The sequence below is a fragment of the Citrobacter sp. MGH105 genome (assembly GCF_001037485.2).
In the GTDB taxonomy this organism is placed as follows: Bacteria; Pseudomonadota; Gammaproteobacteria; order Enterobacterales; family Enterobacteriaceae; genus Citrobacter; species Citrobacter portucalensis.
Genome location: NZ_CP073049.1, coordinates 34687 through 59321, shown reverse-complemented (window position 1 = coordinate 59321; position 24635 = coordinate 34687). Strand labels below are relative to the sequence as shown.

General features: G+C 43.0%; 27 protein-coding genes. 2 read left to right on the top strand and 25 right to left on the bottom strand.

The features are described from left to right. Positions 1 to 149: 149 nt before the first annotated feature. Positions 150 to 1331 carry a tyrosine-type recombinase/integrase gene (locus tag SK35_RS24630; protein ID WP_015063151.1) on the top strand — a complete coding sequence of 394 codons (1182 nt, stop codon included), beginning with the start codon at positions 150 to 152 and terminating at the stop codon, positions 1329 to 1331. Between the two features lie 24 nt (positions 1332 to 1355). Here SK35_RS24630 and SK35_RS24625 read toward each other — a convergent pair whose 3' ends face one another. The 25 genes from SK35_RS24625 to trhI all read right to left on the bottom strand — a co-directional run bounded on the left by SK35_RS24625 (position 1356) and on the right by trhI (position 23552). Then, entirely contained in the window at positions 1356 to 1700 is a 345-nt protein-coding gene (locus SK35_RS24625; RefSeq protein WP_015063150.1) for a hypothetical protein, read from the bottom strand. Then, entirely contained in the window at positions 1636 to 2544 is a 909-nt protein-coding gene (locus SK35_RS24620) for a hypothetical protein (protein WP_022652181.1), read from the bottom strand. The genes SK35_RS24625 and SK35_RS24620 overlap by 65 nt, the downstream gene beginning before the upstream one ends. Before the next feature lie 10 nt (positions 2545 to 2554). After that, positions 2555 to 3514: a DNA replication terminus site-binding protein gene (locus SK35_RS24615; RefSeq protein WP_022652180.1), complete on the bottom strand. Its 960-nt coding sequence runs from the start codon at positions 3512 to 3514 to the stop codon at positions 2555 to 2557. Beyond that, positions 3504 to 4112 carry a hypothetical protein gene (locus SK35_RS26970; protein WP_015063147.1) on the bottom strand — a complete coding sequence of 203 codons (609 nt, stop codon included), beginning with the start codon at positions 4110 to 4112 and terminating at the stop codon, positions 3504 to 3506. The genes SK35_RS24615 and SK35_RS26970 overlap by 11 nt, the downstream gene beginning before the upstream one ends. Continuing rightward, on the bottom strand, positions 4105 to 4551 hold the full coding sequence (locus tag SK35_RS24600) for a hypothetical protein (protein ID WP_015063146.1): 447 nt from the start codon (positions 4549 to 4551) through the stop codon (positions 4105 to 4107). Before SK35_RS24600 ends, SK35_RS26970 begins: the two co-directional genes overlap by 8 nt. 16 nt (positions 4552 to 4567) lie before the next feature. After that, positions 4568 to 5104: a hypothetical protein gene (locus tag SK35_RS24595; RefSeq protein WP_015063145.1), complete on the bottom strand. Its 537-nt coding sequence runs from the start codon at positions 5102 to 5104 to the stop codon at positions 4568 to 4570. A gap of 73 nt (positions 5105 to 5177) precedes the next feature. After that, entirely contained in the window at positions 5178 to 5435 is a 258-nt protein-coding gene (locus tag SK35_RS24590; RefSeq protein WP_015063144.1) for a hypothetical protein, read from the bottom strand. Between the two features lie 7 nt (positions 5436 to 5442). Further along, the gene (locus tag SK35_RS24585) at positions 5443 to 5979 is read right to left on the bottom strand and encodes a hypothetical protein (protein WP_223203164.1); all 537 of its coding nucleotides are present in this window, start codon (positions 5977 to 5979) and stop codon (positions 5443 to 5445) included. Positions 5980 to 6088: 109 nt separating this feature from the next. Next, entirely contained in the window at positions 6089 to 6358 is a 270-nt protein-coding gene (locus tag SK35_RS24580) for a hypothetical protein (protein ID WP_015063142.1), read from the bottom strand. A gap of 408 nt (positions 6359 to 6766) precedes the next feature. After that, positions 6767 to 7723, bottom strand: a complete 957-nt coding sequence (locus SK35_RS24575) for a hypothetical protein (protein ID WP_022652178.1) — start codon at positions 7721 to 7723, stop codon at positions 6767 to 6769. Between the two features lie 176 nt (positions 7724 to 7899). Then, complete coding sequence (locus SK35_RS24570; protein ID WP_022652177.1) at positions 7900 to 8835, bottom strand: hypothetical protein; 936 nt, start codon at positions 8833 to 8835, stop codon at positions 7900 to 7902. Between the two features lie 73 nt (positions 8836 to 8908). Continuing rightward, positions 8909 to 9829, bottom strand: a complete 921-nt coding sequence (locus SK35_RS24565) for a hypothetical protein (protein WP_022652176.1) — start codon at positions 9827 to 9829, stop codon at positions 8909 to 8911. Between the two features lie 77 nt (positions 9830 to 9906). Continuing rightward, entirely contained in the window at positions 9907 to 10842 is a 936-nt protein-coding gene (locus SK35_RS24560; RefSeq protein ID WP_015063138.1) for a hypothetical protein, read from the bottom strand. A 67-nt stretch (positions 10843 to 10909) separates the two neighbouring features. Then, a complete protein-coding gene (locus SK35_RS24555) occupies positions 10910 to 11788 on the bottom strand; it encodes a hypothetical protein (RefSeq protein ID WP_015063137.1) in 879 nt (292 codons plus the stop codon). 77 nt (positions 11789 to 11865) lie between these two features. Further along, positions 11866 to 12390, bottom strand: coding sequence for a hypothetical protein (locus SK35_RS24550; protein ID WP_022652175.1), 525 nt, complete (start codon positions 12388 to 12390; stop codon positions 11866 to 11868). 273 nt (positions 12391 to 12663) lie between these two features. Further along, entirely contained in the window at positions 12664 to 13896 is a 1233-nt protein-coding gene (locus tag SK35_RS24545; RefSeq protein ID WP_032610499.1) for a DUF7146 domain-containing protein, read from the bottom strand. Positions 13897 to 14010: 114 nt separating this feature from the next. Beyond that, the gene (locus SK35_RS24540; RefSeq protein WP_015063134.1) at positions 14011 to 14232 is read right to left on the bottom strand and encodes a hypothetical protein; all 222 of its coding nucleotides are present in this window, start codon (positions 14230 to 14232) and stop codon (positions 14011 to 14013) included. A 70-nt stretch (positions 14233 to 14302) separates the two neighbouring features. Further along, entirely contained in the window at positions 14303 to 16315 is a 2013-nt protein-coding gene (locus tag SK35_RS24535; RefSeq protein ID WP_022652174.1) for a vWA domain-containing protein, read from the bottom strand. A gap of 77 nt (positions 16316 to 16392) precedes the next feature. After that, complete coding sequence (locus tag SK35_RS24530; RefSeq protein WP_015063132.1) at positions 16393 to 17520, bottom strand: DUF3150 domain-containing protein; 1128 nt, start codon at positions 17518 to 17520, stop codon at positions 16393 to 16395. A 71-nt stretch (positions 17521 to 17591) separates the two neighbouring features. Then, entirely contained in the window at positions 17592 to 17861 is a 270-nt protein-coding gene (locus SK35_RS24525; protein WP_032610391.1) for a hypothetical protein, read from the bottom strand. 38 nt (positions 17862 to 17899) lie between these two features. Next, positions 17900 to 18952 carry an ATP-binding protein gene (locus SK35_RS24520; protein ID WP_022652173.1) on the bottom strand — a complete coding sequence of 351 codons (1053 nt, stop codon included), beginning with the start codon at positions 18950 to 18952 and terminating at the stop codon, positions 17900 to 17902. 59 nt (positions 18953 to 19011) lie between these two features. Continuing rightward, positions 19012 to 19998, bottom strand: coding sequence for a hypothetical protein (locus tag SK35_RS24515; protein WP_022652172.1), 987 nt, complete (start codon positions 19996 to 19998; stop codon positions 19012 to 19014). A 60-nt stretch (positions 19999 to 20058) separates the two neighbouring features. Further along, positions 20059 to 20436: a hypothetical protein gene (locus SK35_RS24510; protein ID WP_022652171.1), complete on the bottom strand. Its 378-nt coding sequence runs from the start codon at positions 20434 to 20436 to the stop codon at positions 20059 to 20061. A gap of 58 nt (positions 20437 to 20494) precedes the next feature. Further along, entirely contained in the window at positions 20495 to 21370 is an 876-nt protein-coding gene (locus tag SK35_RS24505; RefSeq protein ID WP_015063128.1) for a hypothetical protein, read from the bottom strand. A 373-nt stretch (positions 21371 to 21743) separates the two neighbouring features. Then, a complete protein-coding gene (gene trhI / locus SK35_RS24500) occupies positions 21744 to 23552 on the bottom strand; it encodes an IncHI-type conjugal transfer helicase TrhI (protein ID WP_015063127.1) in 1809 nt (602 codons plus the stop codon). Positions 23553 to 23734: 182 nt separating this feature from the next. Between trhI and SK35_RS24495 the strand changes: the two genes are divergently transcribed. Beyond that, a complete protein-coding gene (locus tag SK35_RS24495; protein WP_015063126.1) occupies positions 23735 to 24607 on the top strand; it encodes a hypothetical protein in 873 nt (290 codons plus the stop codon). The last annotated feature ends 28 nt before the right edge of the window (positions 24608 to 24635 follow it).

Here is a 24635-nt window from a genome sequence, read left to right as displayed (position 1 = left end):
CCTACTGTCCCATATACGGTTTCAAGTCCTTCTTGATTTGCGCGAAAGACTTGACACCGGCACTTTTTTGTTGCCCGGAACCTGTTCATAAGCAGGTACCGCAATGCTAAAATGGCTGTAAATAAAAACAGTGTATTCAGGTGGACACAATGAATAGCCAGCCAGTAACCAGACGGTTTGCAGACAACGATCTCCATCAACAATTGTCTACGGTTAAAGTTAATGACAAGCAACTGATGCGCCTCATCCGCTATTTTTCTCACCTGAAATACCATACGGCTAAGACGTATCTCCATTGGCTGCGTTCCTGGAATGAGTGGTATCAGGCAAATGCAGGAAAGGAGGTGAACGAAGATTGGCCCGCCAGCTCTCTCCCGGTGACTGAAACTCCACTGCTGGCCTATTTAGACCATCTTCAGAAGTCACTGTCACGAAGCAGTATTAAAGGGTGCCTGCATGCCCTGAACAGTATCCAAAGGAAAGCACTCGATCAGCCTGGGATCATCACATCTGAAGTGGGTTATATTCTTGCGGCCCTCGAACAGGCTGAAGCCCGAAAGCAGAAAGTTACCCGCCAGGCTACGCCATTCATGGTGACGGATCTAAAGGCATTGATTAAAGCACACAGTACGACGCAGTCGGTGCGCAAACTCCGCGACCTTTGCCTAATTTGGACAGGGTTTGAAACACTGCTTCGCTCAGCGGAGATCAGGCGAATTCGGATGGAAGACCTTGTGCTGGATGAAAAGACCGGCAGCTTTACCTTGACGGTATACCGGACAAAATCCACTGTCAGTACCCTGCTCACCTATCATCTGACCCCTAACCTCACAGCCACACTGAGAAGGCTGATGGGTATGGTCGGAAGGGATCAATACAGCCATCCGAAGGACTATCTCTTTCAGGCCGTTAACTTTCAGGATAACGGATATATGCCACCTGAATGGGGTTTACGAAGCCAGGGTAACGAAATCAATGCGCTGCTGAGAAACCATAACATGCCCTATCTGCCTACCCGAACCCCGCTCGGGGGAAATGGCGAACCCATTCCCGTCGAGGATGAGGGTATGCTTAGTAAGAACACGCTACTCCGGGCCTTTGAAGCGCTTTGGGAAGAGCTTCATCCGCAGGAAACGGGCACCCGATGCTGGACCGGTCACAGCGTCCGCGTAGGCGGTGCCATCGAACTTGCTCATGCCGGGTATACGCTCTTGCAGATCATGGAGATGGGTAACTGGAGCAACGCGGAGATGGTTTCACGCTATATCCGTAACATTGAAGCTGGTAAAAAAGCGATGACGCAATTCATGCGCGGAGCGCTGGATGAGTAGCGCCCATGCGGGCGCTGCTGAGGGTTATTTCTTACGGAAAGGATTAAACCGGTTCAGATCCTGAAGGGCGTCTTTCGGCGGCAGCATACCTGTGCGTTTCATTTTATAAACGCCGTTAAGCTTCATAGTTTGCACACCCAAGTTTAACAGTGCCACCAGCTTAAGCGTATACAGAAACGTGAATGCCGGGGCCATCTGGATAAAAATAAACAACAAACCGGCACACATCACCCTCAGCCACGCCGCATATTCCATGCTCAGCGGTCGCTTAAAATAATGGATTTCCAGTAATCCCACCGCCTTGTTACTGATCCACACCGCTGCCAGTGAGAGTAACAACACGATGCACACCATAATGCCCAGTTCCATGATCCTCACTCCCCGTCGTTTTTATATTTTGTGTTTCTGATTTGCCTGCTTTGGTTTTGTTTTTCGCCTTCTTTTTGGGTTTGATATGGTGGAACAGGAAACAATCCACCAGCACCCAGCCATTGGCATACCGGGCCAACAGCAATTTCTGCCCCGGATAATGAGCATGAAAAAGCATTTTCACATCGGCGGTATTCATGATCTGTTGCTTACGCTTCAGCTCCTCCTCAGGCATCTCATATTCCTGAATAAATGGTGATGACAACCGCTGGCGAAGCATACGAATAGCGCTGGCATTTTCATCGTGTTTAGCCAGACGGCCAAAACGCACAAGCGCCTTATGAGACACCTGGACAGGTCCCAGATGGGAATCAACCAGTTCATACTGCCAGAAATATCGCAGATCCACTTTCACCCAGCTGATACTGTCTTCCTGTGCAGCTTTCATTATGGTTCCCGACATCGGGACCATTGTCAGTTTGGTCAGACGTATGTGAATATAATCAGCCAGGGTCCTGAGGGACTCCGGTACATTATTGTTCAGCAGAAGCTGCTGAAGCCCCGGGGTCGACGTCTGCCAGCTCAGGTTGCGGCCGTCAGGTAAAAATTCAAAGTTTTGATCCGCTGGCGCCGATTTCGCATTGTTTTCCTTCCTCATGAGAAAGTAATGGCCACACAGTAACTCGGACCGTACCTTATCCTCTCCCGGGTCATGTCGGGCTTTACTGAGATCCACCGTCAATACAACACGGTTAATAGCGTCCTCGTGGTATTTTTTCACCCAGACACAGACACGATAAAGTCTCTCATCGAGCTTCTGGCTGGTAGTGGAGATCCATTGCATGCTTTTCTCCTCAGACCTTACTCATAATGAAAATGCCAAGATCCGCACCGGGTACAAGCTCCGTGTAGCTATGGTTGATCCTTCGTGCATTTGACGGTGCGTCATCCGACGCAGGCACCCAGTTCTGAAGACCTTTAAATGCTGGCTTTTGTCCAACAGCGAAAATGGGCAGTGAGGCTTTCACCACCTTGTAATCCGTCTCGGCGTATTTGCTACTTCCACGCTCCGTGCCTTCAGGACGGTATGAGAACAGATGCGCGATCGGAACCGGGAAGGTATTGGTCCGACAAAGACGTAACGCATCCCCGTCTTGTAGGACCTTTCTTTCAAGTAATGCCTTCGCCCTATCGATGTTCGCAACCACTGTCAGGTCAGTGGTCGCTGGCGATTTGACCGCTGCCGTACGACGCTTATCCAGCATCGCGATGAGCTCACTGGCGTTGGTTTTTACCTGGTTCCGGTTTAGTCGCCAGCAAAAAGTAACTTTTTTAAGCCGTGCCTCCACAAACATAATTTTGCGAGTAGACGCCACTGTCACAAGGCCGGGAAGTTTACGGTGAACTTCCTCAAAGCGGATGTGTTTCTGATCATTTACCCTTTTCATAGCTGAGGCAAAGTCAGTTTTGGCGTCGTTGATATCGCGAATAATTCTGCTCAGCAGTTCGGCACCCTCAGGAACAATAATCAGCCCCGGATATTTGGTCGTTACTTTCGTTGAATTCCTGCTGAGTACATCGATGTCATCGATACAAAAATCCTGAAATACACGGATAATGTCATCTACAGAGGCATCAGAAATAGTACTCACCTCAATTGGGGTAACCTCTTTCAGCCGCTCTTCGTGGCGCGTGACGGCCCCCACAGTCATCAGTTCCGCCATCACCGGCTGATGGTTATTCAGAAAGGCTCTGAGCTGTTCAATTCGCTCCAGAATCCGATCACGGTAGAAAGGTAAATTTTCACTGGACATTCATCACTCCGGTTTCAATAAAACAGCGCAACACCGTTACATCCTCAACCACTTCTGAAGATGCGATACGCAGCCGGTAGCTGTACTTTTCCAACACCTTCCGCAGTTCATCGGAATTGCCTGTTGTATAAAGGGGCAGAGGTTCAGCCTGCTGGCCGTCATGCCTGAAACAACGATTAAGGTCGGACAAAAGGCCAAAACTGACAGGCCTGTGTTGCAGATTGATACGCTGCCAGTCCAGCGGTACACCGAACTTCACCCACCAGCCCAGTCCAATAAGTTCATTTCGTATACTCTGCACATTACCCAAATCCGATACTGTAACATCCGGGATAACGCCATTACCTTCCACCAGCAAATGCATCACGCTCTTAAAATCAGGCTGACGACACTTTCTGGCTTGCTTCAGAATGGTTCGGATCGAACGCAAACACTGACGAGAATGCAAATTACGACGTTCAGCCGAACTAAGCCATCTGTTGATGAGTTCATTCGAATACGCCACCGGGCATTCCCCGAGGCCTGACCTTCCGTTTTCACGGACATACAACAGACAGGAGGTAGCTGCACTCACTACAGCGTCATATTTTTCATTCATGTTTACCCCCGTTAATATCAGAAATCTGGTTATCCGGAGTCAGGAACAAAGGCTGATAATGCAAGCGCCACGGATAATGTACCGTTAGGCCATCCGTGCCAATACGGTTCAGCCTGTAGCGGCCGTTCATTCGATCAACAGACCAAATGCCGGGAACTACAGGACGGCTCCACCGACAAACCGGTAAACCTCCGAGCTGAAGGGTATTCACCAGCCCTTTATCAATCTCGGTCACGCGTACCTTCAACAAGAAGCATAACCAGGGAGAGCACCAGATAAACAGCCAGACGGGCGCTAGGACAAACTTGTTTAGCAAATGCCCTGTCATCAACATCGCAGATAACAGCATAAAACTGATGATCAACCAAAAAACCATCCATCCTAACCAGGCTCGTGTCTCACAAAGTTTCCATTCCAACAGGTAAAGTCGCTTTTTCATCCAGAGCCCCCGGAACTCAGTGAATGACTGAGGTGTGCTGCATCAAAATAGGTGTGCGTGGCAAGATCTCGTTTCGCCACAGCTCTTGCGCTGACGTCCATCCATGGAGAATTCCGTTGCCACAGTGTGAATTGAACGCCATTACCTCATCATTTAGCTGATAGACAAGCCTGTCTGGCATCTCAAGGTACTCAGGCAGAGAAAGCAGTACGCCGTGGATCATTTCGCCAGTCAGCCTGGATAACGTCTCTTCTTCGTCGAGATTTACTGTTGGCATTGCAGATAGTGGGATAGAGAAACAGCAGAGATCCATACCCACAGCGTCATAACCAACATCAAAACCATCATCATTAAGCACAAATCGAAAGATAGCCTCAGGTGCCTGACCCAACTCGGGCATCGGTGCTTCAGGCACCTCTGTGCCGGTAAAATATTTTTCGGTCCAGTTGCTAAAGGGACTGGTAAACATCCAACAGAGCAGCGACAACGCAATGTCCGTTTTGAGTACTCGTTTCGTGCCAGACGCTCCAAAAGGATGAAGATTGCTTTTCATGATTTACCTGTAGATTGCTTTATTTACAGCTATTTAAACACATTCCGGATTTTCCCCAATAGGTTGCAAAACGCTAAAATTCGCAGATGCTGGTCCCCTTCTGTTTTAGTCGATGCTCAAGATAGATGCTGGCCAGATCGAGAGGATGATTTTCTTCGAGGCATGCCCGAACGAGATCTTCAGTTGATACAGATTCCAGTCCCCGGGTTTCAAGAATTTCTTTCGCCGTCGTCAGCGCCCGGGAGGCACTTCGACTTAACTGAATTTTCACCTGAGAACTGCTTTCACACAGGGTGTCAGCTGGTACGGTCTGTGAATCGGTATTGTACATAGGGGTATCACTCCATATCAGGGATCGAATGAAAATTGACTGCAAGAGACGTCTCTGGTTCACCGTTTTCCACAGTGCTTAGCCAGGTTCGGGCAGGAAGTTGTTGCTCACAGAGAAGCAGGTAACCTTCGCCCATAAGATGCTTTTGTCCCAATGCATGCAGTAGATCCCCTGAATATGGACCCAGAGCAGTTTGGGTATAAAACAACGCGCCTGCGGGTATTTTTTTAGACAACATGCTCATTAATACGATCTTCTCGTCCTCATTTTCGGGTAAAACGAGGATTATCCTGAACCCCTTGTTAACGTGTGATTGCAGACCTGCAACCAGCGACCGAAACCTGAGCGCATAAATGACCATCCTGAATCGGGTCATTAACAGTGTTGTAGCAGCAAAAATAACGACGACTGAGCCGAATTTTGACCGGTAAAACCACCAGTTCAGGCCACCGGCCACAATCAAAACAACCAGAAGCACAATGCTTCCGTAAAAAAATGCAGCCGGGAAACGGGTTCTTTTTCCTTCGAGGAGCGCCGACGCCATTATTACGCCCGTGATGCAGTACACAACCCAGTCATAGAACGATTCAGTCATCATTAGGTGCTTGTGTCTCGTATTGTTATAAAATCGGACGCCTGCCTTTATAAAGCCCTCAGCAATCGTGTCCCATACAGCCATAGACTTCGCTAAAATTGTCGCAACTGTCTGTTGTCACAAAGAGTTCCCCACGGCCTAAACGACGCTGTAGATCGGCCTTTACTTCAGCTGCCGGTTTGAGAAAAAGATACTCCAGCTGTGAGTCACTTCCCGAAGAAAGCAGCAACTCAATACTGAAATCAACATGCCGATAAGAGAACTGGCTTTGGTCGTGGGAAAAGACCGAGTTCACAGGGATATTGCTCAGACTTATGGTGGCAGGCATAGTCACTCCTTTGTTTTAAACAGTATACAAATCTCTATCGTTCCATTTTTCGGATAAGAGACCTATTTTCGCGAAACTAAAACAAAGTAAGTAAATTTTATTTATGCAGTCTCCAGCATGTAGACTGATTGCGGCCGGAAACGGAAACACGTGTCAAAAAATTGAAACTAACCGGAGCAGGAAAGGAAGCAGCAGAAAGAGTGTCATTTTGGATTGGAGTTGATGCGGAAGGTAACGGATGGTTTATGAAGAGCTGTGACCGGAGAGCAATGCAGTTAATCATATCGGTCAATGAGTACGTTGAAATATAGCGGATTAAAGAACAGATTTGAGGAATAAAAAAAGGCACGGATAACCGTGCCTTCTTGGGAGTATAAAAAACTGAAGATATAAAACTATCTTCAGCACTCATGCCGCAACGGAGACTTTAACCTCTGTAGCGGGGATGAGTTTACGTAATGTGGAGAATACTTCATAAATTAGATCCTGACGGTCATGGATTTTAACCCGGCCACCAGTCAATTCAGATACATTCACCCCTTGGTAAAGTTCATTAACGACTTCACCATCTTGATCAAGGACTCGAACATGAGCAACCATATGAAAGTAAGATTTTGCAGCATAACTTTCATAAATATCAATAATCGATTCATTATTACGACGTAAAACTACTTTGCCGGACGGCAGCGTTGTTTCATCCATATAACAATCGGTTAATTGATCGTCGAAATCGTCCTCTTGAAGTGAAATATGCAGACTCAGTTCGTCGGTAATTCGACGTGAATATGAATACTCACTAAATGTATAAGCGGCCATGCTTATATCACTGAAAGTGCGATAAGCATCATGAAGACCGGATGTTATTTCATCTGATACATAGTTGATAAGCCCAATAAAATGCGTATTCCAGAATTGTTCCAGTGCAAAACGGGCGATTAAAACCTGTCCATCAACTTCCATCAGTTTTTTGTATTCTTCACGATCATAGCCACCAGGTTGTGTGCTATCCGCAGAAAGACTTAGGATATCACAACAGACATCATCGTATTCAAAGCGGCTAGTCGCGTAGTGTTTACCAGAGATATCCAGATACTGACCGGAAACTTGGTCGAAGACCTCAAGGAAGTAAACCAGGCGCTTCTTGAGGGTATTAGCATCCAGTCCATCCAGTTGAGTAGCATTAAGCGTTTCCGCATAATGGTCCACAGACTGTCTTAATTCACTGGCTGATATACTGCAAGAAAAAGAAACCTCGTCGCCCTGGCAGTGAGAGACATTGATATGAATCTCTGTCTCATCAAAATCAATGCCAATGTCTGCCAGTACTGCACGAACGTAGTTTTGATTATCAGTATAATTAGTCATTTTCACTTCCTCAGGAAAATTGAAAGGAAGTGCCCCATAGGGGAGCAACTTCCCCAGTGGGTGGATAAAAATATGTTTTTCTAAATCATTCTATCCTGCCAGTTAAACAGGAAAGTGAACGCAATCATTTAGTCGAACAAAGTTACTTTTTACGATGAGGTGAGAATGAGGACCGGTTAAACACCGTCCCGAAACTCTTCAATCGCTTCATGGATCAACGCTGCTCTGTCACAGATTTGTACTCGGCCACAAGGTCCCACAGAAGAGAAGGTTCCGTGCGAGGATTCACACTTAACACTCCCATCACTGCCAGTGAAACGAACGTTCATCATAACCGGCACATCGTGTCCGGAACTTACGCAGGTATAAAGACGAATGAGTTTTTCATCATCGCAATACGCCCCCGTCGTGCCTTCAGACTCATTGAAACCAATGTAAAGATCAGGCATGCAAGCCGGGTATTCATCAGTGTTCAGCTCAAGATGCAACATCAGTTCATGATTTACACGACGGTGATATTGATATTGACCTAAACTATGAAATGAATTTTTAACAGACTTGATAACCTGAAGAGAATTAAATAGACACTCTGTTATTTTTTTCTCAAACTCATAGATAAAGTCGCCAAAATCAGAATGGAAAAATTGCTTCAGTGCATACCGGGCAATAAGAACTTTCCCGTCAACACTCATTCTATTCTGATAAATTTCCTTTCTGAGACCTTTCTGAAATTCATCATATTCAGGCAACGATTCTGAGGCCGCCAATATTGATGTTGCTATATCGAAAAATTTCATAGTGCTATGCGCATTATGATAACCACGAATTGTTATTTTCTGAAACCCAGACTTTTCATATACTTTAAAAAGGTATTTGATTTTATTCCGGAGAACTTCGGTTTCAGAATACGGCGCTTTATGTTTTATCAACTCTTCGATATATGAATCAAGATAGAATAACAAATCATCAGTCGCCACTTCTGCTTTGAATGAGAGTTGTTCAAAGAAATTAGACTTATCAAACAGTTTAATATCCTGTTGAATTACTGTCAGACCAAGTTGTTTTTTAAGCATGGCGCTAACAAAATTTATATCATCGTTTTCATTAAACATATCTACTTCCTCTTGAAAGAATAAAGGAAGCATCCCCTAAAGGGATTGAGCTTCCCTTAGGGTTATTTATTAATTACATGTAAAGCAGATCATCCGAATGCTCTGGAGCATACGAATTGATTTGCTTAAGCGAGTTATTTATAGCCTTTCTGTACAGCGATGAAGAATGCGATTGAACCATTTTGTACTCAGTGACGAGAAGAGGTGAAGTAAAGCAACCTAGATTCGCGTCGAGAGTTAAAGGGCCATCGTTGCAAGATTCAATAACAGCGTAAATGCGCCGCTTCATCACCCTACCCGACAGGTAACGATTAACATGGTTCAGGAACTTGTCAGCCCCAGAAATACTACTCACATCCCAGTTGGCAGAAATTATCTGGTCTGCAACTGAAACGGGTACCGGTTCAACTACTATCTGAGTATTGATTTGATGGTCAACACTGAAGAACCTGGTTAACACTTGTGGAACTGAACTTTCCGCAACCTTTTCTGTAACTGCGAAAATAAGCGGAAGAACCTGAGATAAGCGTGACCGTAACTGGCCATGAAGATGGCTGATGAAATTGTGACCGTTTTCAACCATACCAAGGATTAAATCCTTGTCTGCATTGCTGGAACGATAATAGACATAGTCCAGTTTTTCACGGTTCACACCTTCATTCAGCCAGTCTGGCTCAACATCAACAAGACGCAGGTGAGCTGCTGACACTGAAACCTCAAACTGCAAGGTTTCAAGAGTGACCGGCCCAGCCTTCAACAACGCAGCTCCTGAGCAATATTGTGCAACAGGATGGTTATCCACGTCAGGGCCCCATAAAGGCTCCCAGTCGCGCAGATAACGCATTAAATGCGGTTTTAAAGTCCGGACTGGAATATCAACCTTCACAACAAGACTCTGAATGACTCCGGTTTCCAGATTGACACTTTGGATCGCAGCACCTTCAAAACCCATCTTCACCAGCATCGCTTCAATTAATTTATAAATAGCTTTCATTTTATTGCCCTCGGTTAAGAGGGAATTCTCCCCAAGGGAAGAGTTCCCTCAGGGATTAGATAAGTTGAAAATAAGTTTTAATACCCGTAACGAATAGCGTGTTGTCTTTCTTGAAGGTAGGCTTCGTATTCATCTTTTCCGGATGCGAAGCACTCTTTAACAAAGACACCGCAAAACATTTTAAGATCATCTCTGGCATGCATTTCTTTATCTGACATGACTTTAGCATAATCAGACGTGTCGATATCCGCTAAGCGCCAACCGTACTTCATGTAAACACGATTACTGTGGGCAAAGCCTTTAAGATAGCGGCGTGCATTTTTGATGATCTGACGACTACCAGACATGTCGGATGACAAAAAGTCAGGTGCGATCATCGTTTCCAGAATATCAACTGGCAACCCCTTACAAAATATTTGAACATTATAACTATTGTAACAGTCATGATATTTAAAGTCCTTTATAAGACGGTCAGGTTGGTCAGTTGTTATCTTATTTAAAACATCAAGTGCTAAACGAATACCTTCCTTCATAGTTTCATGTAATTCTACATTCACAAATGAAAAGAAGGGACTCAGTCCTTCTTTGTACGTGAGATAGTCTTCACCAAAACGTCCATGTCGAGTTAAATGCAGCAATCGTTGCTTGTTATATTCACTATCAGTCACGTCGTAACTACCACCGCGCTGTAGAGTGAATCCTTCCTTGACAGTAACCGGGAATCTAATATGGTCAATAAAGAAAGACCGATTCTGCTTATTTTTCACTACATCTAACTGACGTTTAACACAATCCGTAATGTTCTGGTCTTCGAACCCAGGGAACGGGATATCTAAAAATATTGAACTGTATGCGTTAGCATACGAATGAAGAAAATCAAATGAAACATCGGCGTCACAGCGTATACCAGTAAATTTACCGTCACAACCAGTTAAGCAGATAACATTGCTGACCTTCACAGCGTGATTGCGTGACATCAGAAATGCATTAATGATTTTCTCGATAATTTTCATGTAATCCTCTCGTTATAAAAAGGGATTACGCCCATCAGGGGAGTAATCCCCAGATGGGTAGTGTTAATCAGAAATCAGAAAGACCTAAATCTTTATTTCGCCCTGATATCGTGGAAGATATAAGACGATTTACTCGTTTCTGTATACTGTATTCAGACGTCTCACTTATAAAAAGTGGTAATGACTTACCAAGAGACTGTCCATTTCGATAATAGTGACAGACTATATAACCATGTCTCCACCCTGTACTGATATAAGACTTAACACATTTGATAAAACCCGAAGCTGCCGCTTCTGTTCGTAAAGAGGTAAATGATTTCAGATACCGGTCCATTGAACATAGTGCAATAGCTTTAAGAGTTACCTCCAGCATTTCATTCCCGTACTTCACTCTCTTAATTAACTGATCTTCATTACGGTGCAAGAATGCATTCCGCAGTCCGGCAATCAGTATTAAAACTTCTCTGAGTAAAGTACAGAGTCTATTACGCACATATCTCATGAAGTCATCAAAATATAAAAGCCAGAAACAAGCAGCCTGGCTAATCAAGAGATCATGGGAACAAGCTAGCATCTTAGCCAGCTCGATATCTTCGGAACGAAGAGAAAAGTTACTTTCCTCAAACCGTTGTTGCTTTGAATTACACGTATAGAGTTCTATCCATACAGAGATAAATTCAAGCGATTCCATGTCTTCGCAGAGCAATTCAGCACTGCTGATACACTGCTGAAGTTCAAGGCCGATATCATACGATACCGGACAATCTTTCAGAGTCTCGACATAGTCAGGGACGAACCGCGATAAATGCGTTGTTTTCAGGTACAGGCTGAGATGCACTTGTGTCAAAGGATTTACAAGAGACTGTACAGGCATCTCAGTAATGGAAACCGGTACAACACCATCCTTTATCAGAACTGCATTGACAAGATCTGTAGCTAATTTCATAAGGCCTCCAGGTTAAATGCTGAGGGCCCCCCCGATGGGATTGGCCATCAGGGATGTAGTTAAAATATGTGATATGTTTATGCGCAAAGAGCTATGACATTGTCGATATAACTGACAAGAGATGGTCGCTCATCCTTTACTGCAAAATGACGAAGTCCATCCAGATTATATGCCGGTAGAAAATCGGCATAACCACGGGTACGAAGATCATCAACCACAAGTTTTAAATAATCAAATCTTCCAAGAGAACCTCTCAATGGGGGCCTTCCCGGTTTGGACAAAACTTCTAAAGCTTGTTGCCACGTGATATCTTCCGCTTTTCCTGTAGCAAGATTAAAATGCACATAAATGAATGCTTTATAATCTCCACGACAGGTAAGATAGTAATTCGGAAAAAAATATTTATCACAGCGTAACAAACATGTACCTGAAGGGCGAATTACATACAACAGGTTTTTGTCCTTATCTATTATGCTGTGTTTTAAAATCGTAAGGTCAACTTCACTATCATGAAGATAATAGCATGATGATGGTTGCTCAACGATACGAGATGAAATCACAGCAGCAAACTTATTAAATAAGTCTTGATTTTCAGTTTTCATAACAATGCTCTCTTATATTAAACGATGAGCATCACCCTAACGGTAATACTCCCGTCAGGGGTTTTGAGTTATATGGATATACCACGTCATACAACCGACCGTAGCCAGATGTACCGCACATTTATTTAACTGAGCAAGCATCTCAGCCGTAAAAAAAACCTGAATAACAGGTGATTTTCACGAAGGAAATCTAATTATCTGTTTAGTATTTATGAAATTAAACACTAAAGAGATAACCCCCCCCGACCTAAAAAGGCGGGGGAGTTATCGGGTTTAAAGCTGAGCAAGACATTCAGGAGCCCATTTTACTGGGAAGCCATCAGGTCCTGTTAATTTCAATACTTCGTTCCAGTCGATTCCTTTCGTCCCTTCAGGAATATCGAAATCTGGTTCAAAGACTTTAATTGTCAGCTCTGAAGTGGGATATCGCTTTGCAAAAAACTCTTCCATTCGGGCCTGAAGTCGTATTGCTGACTCCATACCCGGGCAAGCGCCTCTTGAATTCACAACATCCTTATCCGCCCAGACGTAAAACTGTATTTCTTTCACATCCGGAGGAGGCAGTAGACTATCCGGCACTTCAACGTTTTCAAGACACCAGGCAGAGCTCGCAGCCCAACACGGTGTTGAAGTCGCTTCAGTTACTGACAGCGCGTTTTCTATGCCTTCAGCCACACCTAACGTCCAGGTACGGGTACCTGAGTTGTAGTGTGGGTCGTACAGCTGAATTGAGCCGCCGGTCATATCGGCAGGCGGTTTCATCATCAGTTTCGGATTCTCTACCCGAGCCTTATCACCATTTTTCTCTACGAACGTTCTATGGATTGTCAGAGGACGTCCCCGTGTATCACGATAAATTGCGATCATTCCCGGGTAAGTTGACGGTTTCTCTAGTGACTTATCCATATAGTAAAGTCGGTTGTTCAGACCAAGATCCTTAGGCAGATTACTCAGAATTCGTTTAAGACCACGATTTCGGAGATACATGCCCACAGGACTCCCTGGCTTGATTTCACCTGTATAGTGATATAACACTTCAAGTTTACGCAGCCGTTTTTCAACTTCATCGCTATCAAGCGTTTCGGTTGCACGAACTGTTGATTTATAACGCCGTTCACTTTCGAGATCCGCATCAGTTAACGGAGCGTACAGATCCATACCAAAGAAATCAGTCAAGATCTTCTTACAAGTCTGGGTTTTGCTCAACTTGTAATACTCTGCCAGCACATCAATACCGTCACAAAATGCATTCACAGGGAAATCATTGTGAATAGCACAACCGGTATAGAGGTCTTTTTTTCGGAAACGGAACTTTGATTTCCCGTCCCCGGTGAAGGGGCAAGGAACCTGGCTAGGTGCTTTATCACAAGCATCTTTAAATGCCGGTATTCTATCGAATACATAGCGCCAGCCAGAGGCTTCCGCAACACGAGCGTGAACCATTTTAATAAAGTGCTCAGATACTTCATGTGGTGTACGCTTAACAGCCGGTGATGCATAAGTCATTTTGTTCTCTCTTATCTGGCATTGTGGGTTTCTCAATGCCCTCTGCGATGCAGAAAACAGGGAGAAACCCACAACGCAGAATCTAAGAATAAGGGCCATAATGGCCCTTAACAATTACGCTTCAGACTTGAAGCCATTATTTTCAAGACGCTGGATAAAACCATCAACCATTGATGTTGCCATTTTTACATTACCCTCCGGTATAGATACATCCCGGAGAATTACTTCTTTTGGCAATTCACTTTTGACAACTTCACCCATGCGACCAAAAATACGGACACGATGCATCATCCCGACTTTTTCATACTCGACACGGTAAGTCTTTATCTGAGTCATATATTGCTCCTTAATCCTTCAGGGAGCAAAACGACCCAACCGGGCGTCATTTTGCCCCGATTGGGTAGAGTTAATTAGATAGAATTTGATGTACTAATTTACTGACCACATTCGGCAGTAAAGAAATATCATCAACATTTACGAAGGTGCCCTCATCAAAACCAATTAACTCATCAGTTTTAATGCCTACACCAGCGATTTCAATACCGTTACTTTCAGCTACCGTAAGAACATCACTAATGGTGTAATCAGACTCTGTCGGATAACCATCAGTAATAAGGAAAACAATTTTCCTGTCAAACTGGCTTTCAAGTAACAATTCTACAGCAGCCATTAAGGCGGAACCCGTTGGGGTATTATTCCCTTTACAGCCGAGTGAAAATTTTGAAAGCGTCTCTTCCGCGTTTTCATCAAACGTTTTGATAACTTCAAAGTCTTTGTCGACAAACGGATAAATCACATTAGCAACGTGCATTTTTGAATTAGCTTCAATCGCCAAAGTTAATGCAAGGTCAGTCTTAATTGCGTGGATATAACGGTGATCCAGAATCATAGAACCTGAAATATCACGAACAATAACCAAGCCGACGTGGCCCCGGTTTTTAGATTCGCTTTGCGACCGGAATACATCCCTCACACCCATCGGAGACTGGATCAATCGATTAATGTCGAATGACAAGCCTCTATCACGGGTTTTAAATTGACCACGCATTTTTACCTGCTGTAAAACAGATAAGTCTGCCCCAAGAGTCTGACTGATATTTAATGCTTCATTGTAGACATTCAGATCAATAAGCAAATCTGGAAGATCCCACTCATTTGCACCAAATTCAGCTTTAACCTCATCCGACACACTGGCAGCAATTACGGAGATTTCATTTGCAAGAGCCTCATGAAAATCTTCACTTTCCTCATCGCTGTTAAGAAAATCATCCAGCAATTTGGCAAGGATACTCCACTGCTCAGGAGAAAAGTTACTTTCCCCATCGGAAGGATTTCCATTGGAACTGTCGATTTGGGAAGGAGTTCCGTCAGCATCATACGAGTCAGGGTTAGCCGATTCATCGGTTTCGGGCTCTCCATCAGGTTCACCGTTACCGCTCTCAGCACTTTCTTCATCCCCTTTAGATTGCTCTGACGGCTCATTATCTTCCATAGGTGCTTTACCATTACCAGCATCATCGTCTTGCTCTTCGGAATCTCCATCCCCTTCACCCTGGTTGTCACCATTGGTTTCGGAATCAGGTTCATTCTCAGAGCCAGATGAATTGTCTGTGTCGTTTTGCGGGTCTTTATTCTGATCCTCTTCTTGCTGTTTCTCTTTGGCTTCATCCCGTAAACGCTCTAAAAGAGCCAAGGTTTTACGCGCCAGAGAATCGCAATTTTGCGTACTTTTGCAACTTAGAGCCTGATGAATAATCTCATCAACTTCTAAAATTACAGGCTCAAGGATTTTCTTTGCATAATCGAAAAATGGATCAAGCGTTTCTTTATGCCCTTCTTGCTGGAGAACGTTAACCCGCAATGTATTAAGCAGGAACATTTCAATAAACTGAACAGGGTTTTGAGGGCTTGAAGAAACATCAACCGTCATTCGCCCAGCTTCAACCATCAAGGCATAACTTACCGCGAGGCGCTTTTTTGCCTCCTGATAGTTAATACCCGTTTTCTCTTCCATCTGGACATCATCAAAGAGATTAATAAGTCCATGTAGACGGTAAGCCCGGGCATATGCGATTTTCTTTTGTTTAAGGGTTTGAAATTCAGCGTTCAGCTTATCATCTATACTGATGAAGCCATCTGCATTAATCAGTTCCCCAACAAAAGCTTCACGGTATACTTCATGTTCTGTATAGCGACCGTGTCCAGCTTCATGACATATAAACCCTTCAATTAGCTTGACGAATTTCTCATCGCTATAATCACCATTAGGTAATACACAAACGTTCTTTTCGCTGTTGAAATAAGGTGTATGTACCTTATTGTCTATTACAACATTAAGACCACTTATACCGCTTATCACGCTGGCTATATTCGTCAGGCGTTGAATATGGCGGGGTGAAGATTTCAAATCAAATTTCATTTGAGTACCTTTAATTAATAAAGGGTACTCACCCAGATGGTGAAGTACCCATCTGGGGTTATTTTTACAAGACTAAATCACCAGCCGTTCAGTTCGAGTTCGCTGTTAAAAGCACTATTACTACCACTGGCCTGAAGGGAAACATCTTCTTCAGGGACAACAGCAGACAAAGGTGCAGTTACTGCGTTTTTCTCAACTTCTTCAAGCGGATCTTCTCTGAACACATTTGCTGAAGAAAAAACATCATCCTCAAAAGCATTCTGAGAGTTAGCCGTATTATCCTGTGAATCAATATTGAATGACCGGGTAATGGAATCCAGCCAATCTGTTACTTTCTGCTCACCAGAAATAATACGTTTCAGCATTGACGCATCACTCATGAAATAGAACCATTGCTTTAACACCGCAACATCACGGGGAGAAGAAATGGCGCCTTTGGGTAAATTATTCATGACGTGCTTGATAGCTTCTGCAAGAACAACCGCCTCTTTATGAATGAACATAAAGCTAATGATTTTATCTTGCATCTGTTTTAATCGGTCAATCGTGCTGGAACGCAAATTATCATTTTTACTGATTTTTGCATAAACCTTCATAGCTTCATCGGCCAAATCGATTATCAGTTGTTCCTGATAAAAGTCCTGTGTTTCATCCCCCTCCACACTAATCGGTGAAAACGGAATGAAATGCGCCAGATTAAACCGGAATGATTTAATAAAATCATCTTTCGTTAATTTCAACTGGTCGATTAAATCTGACATCAACGGACTGCGATCTTTCTCAGCCTGAATATGAGTGTCATAGTTATCAACCACATTCTGGATACCGGCTTGAAATTCACGTTCAATTTCTTGTGCCTCTTCCAGAAACTCCTCCATTCTTTCGACAGGCAAAATCCACATATTGCTATAGCGGATACACAACCGTGAACAGAGTGTTGAAATTCGACTAGTGATAGTGCTTTTGAAACTCAGTGCCTTTATGTCTATCCAGCGAACTTCACTTTTAGACACGCTCTTCTGGTCCGTTATATCATCGCCGCCATAGGACAGTTCGATTTTATCGGTACGCCGAGAGCCCTGACAACCACTGATTTCGATTTTTGTTATAACAGCACCTTCCAACAAATCAGGATGTGCTTTTACAAAGTTATCACAGATTTGCTTAGCGGAAACTTTATTAAGTTTAGAAGTATTGAAAGTCATAGGTTTTCTCCAGATTAAAAAAATGGGAAAACCTCCCTGTCGGGAAAGATTTCCCGATAGGGTTAAGATTATTACTTCTCAAGTGTTGTTAAAAGAATTCCAGGAAATTCACTCTCGACAGACGTCGATTGAATACTTCCTTGATACATGAATCCTTTTGATTCAAGGCCCTTAATCATGGCTTCCATATCTTTGTCACAATCTTGATAACAAATAAATGAATAGTCATTATTGTGCTGCTTAAGACCTATATATTGATTTCCTTCCTGTGCAATCGCGAAAGTTTCATCCCCGTCTGCACTCAAAAAACCGTAAAACGAAAGATGAGCAAAGTCTGTCACAAGGCATTCAGCCTTCTGATAACTCGTCCCATCTATAACTACTTTTTTGCAGTGTAATACTCCATTGTACGGTTCTTATCGTCACCGAGTTTTAAATCGATGGCTTCCAGCACCATACCACTGGCATGTGCAGGCAGAGCCGACGCAAAAGCAATTTTAAACGTATCCAGTAAGGACATGGTCTTTAACGTCATCGACGTTCCAACCCATGCCACAAGCTGACGAATATCCATTACACTGTCTTCAGTTCCTATGTTGTTTACTGCAACGGCTACCGAAACGAATTTTTCAATTACCAGCATAGGCAGGCTATTGTAGCGTTTAAGCAAAACGTTGGTTAATGCAACCTCTGAAGGCCTTTCCATCTCCACAATCAGGAAGCGTTTAATAAACGCTGCATCCTGCCGCTGTGATGAAACGAACTTACGAGATCCCCCACTCATGTTTGTGTTTGCTGTACCCATAAACCGCGTAAACTTATTGGCATTAACCACTTCGCCACCGTTGGCGGCTAGTGACCAGGGCTTACGCTCTATAGGCATATGCAGCTTCGCGGCGGTATCAGGGTCAATCTTGTCCACTTCATCCAGAAGAATGAGGTGGCCTTCCTGAAACGCCGTTACAAGCTCGCTGGGCACAAAACTGGTGTTTCCGTTAATGAGACTACGCTCACCTTCAAGTTCATCAGCACGAATATTACTGTTGATTTGCTTTATGGTTAGCGGCCAATTCAGCATATGGCTAATGTACATTGCCATTTCAGTCTTACCAGAACCAGACTCCCCTTTCAGGCATACACTTAAATCTATATCGTTACTTACGAGCAATTGTACTACTTGCTCAAGTATACGAGCATTCGGTATATAATCCTTATTCAGGTTTGCACGATGTGGAGATAAACGTTTAAATACTGGAACTATCATATCCTCGGACATTTCAGGAATACCAAACAAATCTTTGGCCTTAACCAGGTAATATTGTTCCTTATTCGCATATGCTTTTGTAGATATAACATTTGCGGGTAACAGATTACCAATATTTTCTTCCAGTAATGAATTTTCGGTTTCTAATATAGTTGCGGCGTTAGTCATTTTTAAAACTCCGGTAAAATGCAAACACCGCCCGCTGGCAGATGTTTGCCAGTGGCATATTAGTTGAAGGTCATCTTACACGCTGTAACCATCTGTTTTCTGATAGCATCAACGTTGTAACCAAGATGAGTCCCTACAATTTCGAATACTTCAGATTCAATCCATTCGAACTGGCGCTCAAATGTAGGGTTTACGATAACCCAACCTGATGTATCCCTTAATGTTAACTTGTTATTTACGACAAGTTTTTCAAACAAATTAATTGTTGATTTAAATGCTTTAGAATAGACATCCATTATATCCCGATCAGTCCATTTTACTGCCAGTTTATTTTCTGCCAATAAATAGTCACGGTCGAAAAAGATATCCCATCCCATATCTTCCTTACAATCATGCAAAATAATCTCTTTATCCTGATGATATTGAGATAATTTAACATTTTCACTTTCAAAACTGTGCGTGTATTCATACAAGCTTTTTTTAAGCTCTGACCTAAACTCAATAGCATCTATACCATGAGTGGCACATGTAAGCTCAAATGACTGCGACATATACCAACGTGTTTCTGCTTCAAGAAGCGGATTCACTTTGATATTTCCGAATTCATCAGTTGTATAGAGTGATTTTGTAAAGACAAGATATTTAACGTTTTCCAACGACTCTTCCATTGCGACGACGTATAACTGATATACATCTTCAGGAGCCCAGTCGATAACCAGACCACCTAATTCTGCATTGTATTCTTCTAAAGTGAAGAGATAATCAGTTTCAGAAGCAAAACTAATTCCATGCAGAATTTGATTGTTGAGTAATTTGGAACAATGACCTAGCAATGCAACATCATCCGACACATGAGGCACCAGTTCCGGGCCAGAATGTTTTTCTTCTGATTGCATGCTTTGCTTTTGGGCTATTGCATTATTTATATATTCAAGCGGAGACTCAACTATGGGTATTATTTCATTTTCCTCTTCTTCAAAATCGAATATAGAGAAAAAATCCATTTGTTTACCAATAAATGATGTCGAGCTAATTTTTTGTTTCATGGGGCCTCCAAAGGGAGATCTCCCATGAAGGGATTTCTCCCCTTTAGGGTGGTTTAAATGTCAGATCTGTCTAAAGCTACTTTGCCCAAAACCCTTGGGGGGTTTAGGTATGTGAGCTAACTTACTTGTTGCAACGACTCTCATGTAGTCAAGAGGGTGCTCTCTCCCTTCCAACGTGACAATATCCACAACAAGATAACCGGAGACCATTAACTCATCACCTTGATTTATACCAGTGAAACAGCCTGAATACATTTCTGGTGACACTTTGATTTGAATAGAAAATTCTCTCTCAGCGATTTCACCATTAATTTCAGTCTTCATTCTGTTTTTGAGCTTTATTAATAACCCAACGTTACCGTCAGTCATTTCTTTCTCCATTGCACTGATAACTATCCCGGACACTTTAACTTCATTAACATATTCAAGATGTGACATTTCTTCTCTCCTCATTTTAATCAAAGAGAAGCCCTGTCAGGGTTCCCCCTTAACAGGATTAAATAAATTTATTTACAATGAACATCAATGACATCATGCCAAGAACAGCAAAACAAAACGTCTGACCAAAAGGTCTTGGTTCTTTAGCTGTTTTAGCGCTATTGACTTGAGTCAAAAGTTCATCAATTGTTAACTGCCGTTTTTCTGCCTTCATTTTGTCATCTAAATATTGCGCTTCTCGTTTTGTGAGAAATTCAATTTTAGATTTGATAGCATGGTCCCAGCCTTTGGAATCGAAAACGCTCAATTCACTAAAGGTATGTAGCATGAGTTCATCAGGAAAACCTAATTCTTTCATTAAGGGACGGACGGCTGCATACAATGCATCTACAGTTTCATAATGTGCCTTTGTCACTTCATTAAAGCGATTACGCAATGCTAATTTATCGCGCTTCACAATAATTTCAGAAACCCAGGCAATCAACTGATCATTTTTTAACTCTCTGGATTTATCGAGTGAATAATCTAGGTCATCCACATCAAGGAATGTGTTCAACCCATACTTTTCAAACTCTTCATTTAAAAACTTATCCAGTTCAGCTAAAGTTTTAAACATGGGAATTGCAGGTGCTTCTTTGAGTAGCTTATAAGCCTTCTCAAAGTCAATTGGATTGACATGAATTTGCTGCATTTCTACATGATAATAAGTTGAAAAAGCTGAAAGCTTTTGGGCCAGCATAGAAACCGATTTTAAAGAGTTCAGTTCAATTATAGTTGGTCCGTCTTCATTCAAAATAACAATAAGGTCATTATCATGCCCTGAGTAAATAATCAGAGATTCCAATAACTTCTTGTTAACTGCCTTGTCCATATCCGGAATCAGATCGGCGAAGGCCAGAAGAAGGGCTTTACTGCGTGCTTTGCTTTTAGACATTTGGGGTCACCTATATATAGTAAGAAGGAAGGAATAATGGAATATTCCAACACAAAGGCAAAGCCTGTCATTCATCTCCCGTAAGCTATGAACCGCCTGATTTATACTTTCTGGCATTAGAAGTACGCAACGAAAATAGCTCAATCAAGAGCTAAATTAGTTACGATTTGGTAAATTCGGTTTGCCTTTTTACGGGCATAGGAAAGGCACCAGCGACAAAGGTGACATTTTGCCGGTGGTGCCTTGCAGCTTAAGTAAGCTGGCCGCTTTTCACGGCTGAATCCGCGCTTAATGCGCAAAGTAACTTTTGTCAGTTACTTGAAATGTGGGAGCGATAATACAAAGCTCAATATTCTTATACAACATAGAGTCATTATTGTAAATACTGATTGGAAAATTCTTCTGTTAAATTTGATTCTATTCTCATATTCGCTGCCTCTTTCAATTTTTCTTCGGCGCATTCGCTTAAAAAGAAGGACGGATCACCGTACCACATTACATGCAGCTGTTGTTCTGCTCGTGTAAATCCTACAAATAGAAGTCTTCTCTCTTCTTCAATCGCTTCCTGCCCCACTGATCTCTTGCTTGGGATCTGGTCAGCATTGCAACTCATAATAATGACTTTTTTCCATTCTAGCCCCTTCGAACCATGCAATGTCGATAAAACTACTTTATCCGGCGTATATTCCTCATCCTTCTTTTTAGGCCCCAAACACATCGCCGCAGCTCGATTTATCATGTTTTGCCAGCCATTTTTCTCAGCCCATTGCTTACAGGTATCTAACGCAATTCGTGTCAGTGAAGGTGAACCTTTCTGAGTCCTCATTTTTATTGATGACAATTCCATCCATTTAATCAGATTTGCGAAGCGCTTTTCGATTTCAACTTTATCCCGAGTCTCCTGTGTAAACCGGGTGAAGTTTGAGTGAAGTGTTCTTGTTTCCAGGGAACTTGCATCTGGGATGCTCAGTTCACCAAAAGTTACTTTTCTCCCTTTCATGCTAAATGCTGTTTGATCCAAAACTTCTTCATTTTCACCGAAAAGCGCCAGCACCCTCTTCATTAATCGAACATCGTTGGACTGCCGAAAGAAAGCCATCAGATGCAGTACGTCGCTCGTCTCTTTCTCATCCCAAAAGGACTTGCCTCCATAACGAAGAACCGGCTGCTCTATGAGGCTTTCAAGCTGATCAAGATGTGCATTACCTCTGCTAAGGATTGCCCAGCCATTTGGGTCTTGGTTAATTAGATTGAGGATGCCTTGAATCTGTTCATCCATATCAACATATGAGCGGAAATTAACTTTTCCACCACCACTTTTAGCTGAACGCAGATCCTTAACGTATCTGTAAACATTTTTTTCAATCAATGCCCCTGCAACCTTAAGAATTTCTGGTTCACACCTGAAACAGGTATTTAGATAAAATATGTTTGGCCTGAATTGTTTTTCAAATTGCTGGAATATTTTTACCCCGCCGGAGGCCCTGAAAGAATAGATTGCCTGATCATCATCCCCTACGATGCTCGTGTTAACACCACCCCTTGTATGTAGTGCGATCCAGGCATACTGAATCGAGTCGGTGTCTTGCACCTCATCTACAACTAAATGCGTCAAATTTAGTGGCTGCATTTTTCCTGAGTGCATCTGGCCCACGACAAAACGTGAGAGTGCATTTAAGTCAGCTACGTGGTCTTTCTGACATATTGCCTGGTATGTGTTGAACAAGTGGATTTGTTGACGCGTATGGCGAACTGAAATGATGTCTGTATCCATTTCCCTTCCAATCGCATCAATAGCAAATTCAGCTTCCGGGTAACGGAAAGGCGCGCCTGACTCCTTTAACGCACGATGAATTACAGAACGCTGTGCCGAGCTAATCAGCATCTTGCCCTTCCAGTTGACCATGTCCAGTTGCATCCGGATAAAGCCGTGGAAAGTATTTACCAGCACCCTATCCTGGTCTTTTTTACTTAACCGACTTTTCAGCTTTTCAGCCAATGAATTTGTTGCAGCGCGAGTAAATGTGACCATTCCAACCTTGGCATATGGGAACTGCCTGAGGATTGAGATCACAGCCTCGATCATCGTAAATGACTTCCCAGACCCTGGTGCTGCAATAACCATATTATTTGCGTTTGCATTTTCAATGATGACCCTTTGCTCATCTGTTGGTTTACCCATAAAAGCCTCTGAATATTTAGTCCCACTGATTATACGATTTAATTTAGAGGGATTTTTCTTTACAAGGCTGGTTTTTGTTCGCTTCACATTTTTTCATTTTTTCTGCATTTTGGTTGTTTGAGAAACTGACGAGTATGAAATAATGCTTCTAGACAAAAAAATCATTCAAAGAAGGGTCTCAAATGAAAACTAAACGTTTTGTATCTCTGGTTTCTGCTTTTGTTGCCAGTGCATCGCTGGTTGGTTGTGCCCGGGATGCTGGTAAAACCCCGAATTCTGCACAGCACAGCGACACTCATGGGCTCTACTGGCATGCTAATTCTAAAGACTCGGTAGCCAAAAATGCTTACTCTTTGGCCGGTTTTGACGTTACTTTTAATGAAGAAACAGTCCAGCCGGGTGGCGATGCAGATAACTTGCTTTCCAAACTGCTAATTAGTGGCTCTATGGGCTATGTTACAGGAGGGCTCAGTGGATTAAGTATTATGAGTTTGGGATCAATGTACAGCTCCTCTGACGCTGAATATATCCAGGTTAACCAATACGTCGTCTTTGTCCCGAACCCTAAAAAACTTCCTTATAACGATGAAAGCTTAGTACGTGCCGGTGCTGCATATGTTTATAATCACACCAAAGAGTCACAGGTGGCACTCGGGTTCAATCCTTCGAAGCAAAGTGCGGCTCTGGCTTCATGCAAGATTGATATGGCAGTGATGAATAAATGGAGTACCTGCGACCTCCCTTCAAAGCCAGCTGCCGACGTAATGCCGACTAAGTCCATGTACAGCTTCCAGGTTATTCGCCCAGCGTCTGGATCTGAAATCCCTCAACTTAATCTACCTGCCGGTGATTATTCAGTAGTTCGTTACGTATTCATTCCATTTAAAGGCAATGAATCTAGTACTAACTTCTCAGGTATTATTTTCCGTTCTGACAGTCCAAAATTCACTACCCCAGGTGGCGTTGCTGCATCTATTAACGGTAAAGATTATTATCTTTTCGCAGGAGAATATGGTCAGAAGGGTTTCCCTGAAAAAACTCTTAAAGCAAAATAAAAATAAAGGGGCTTTACAGCCCCTACAT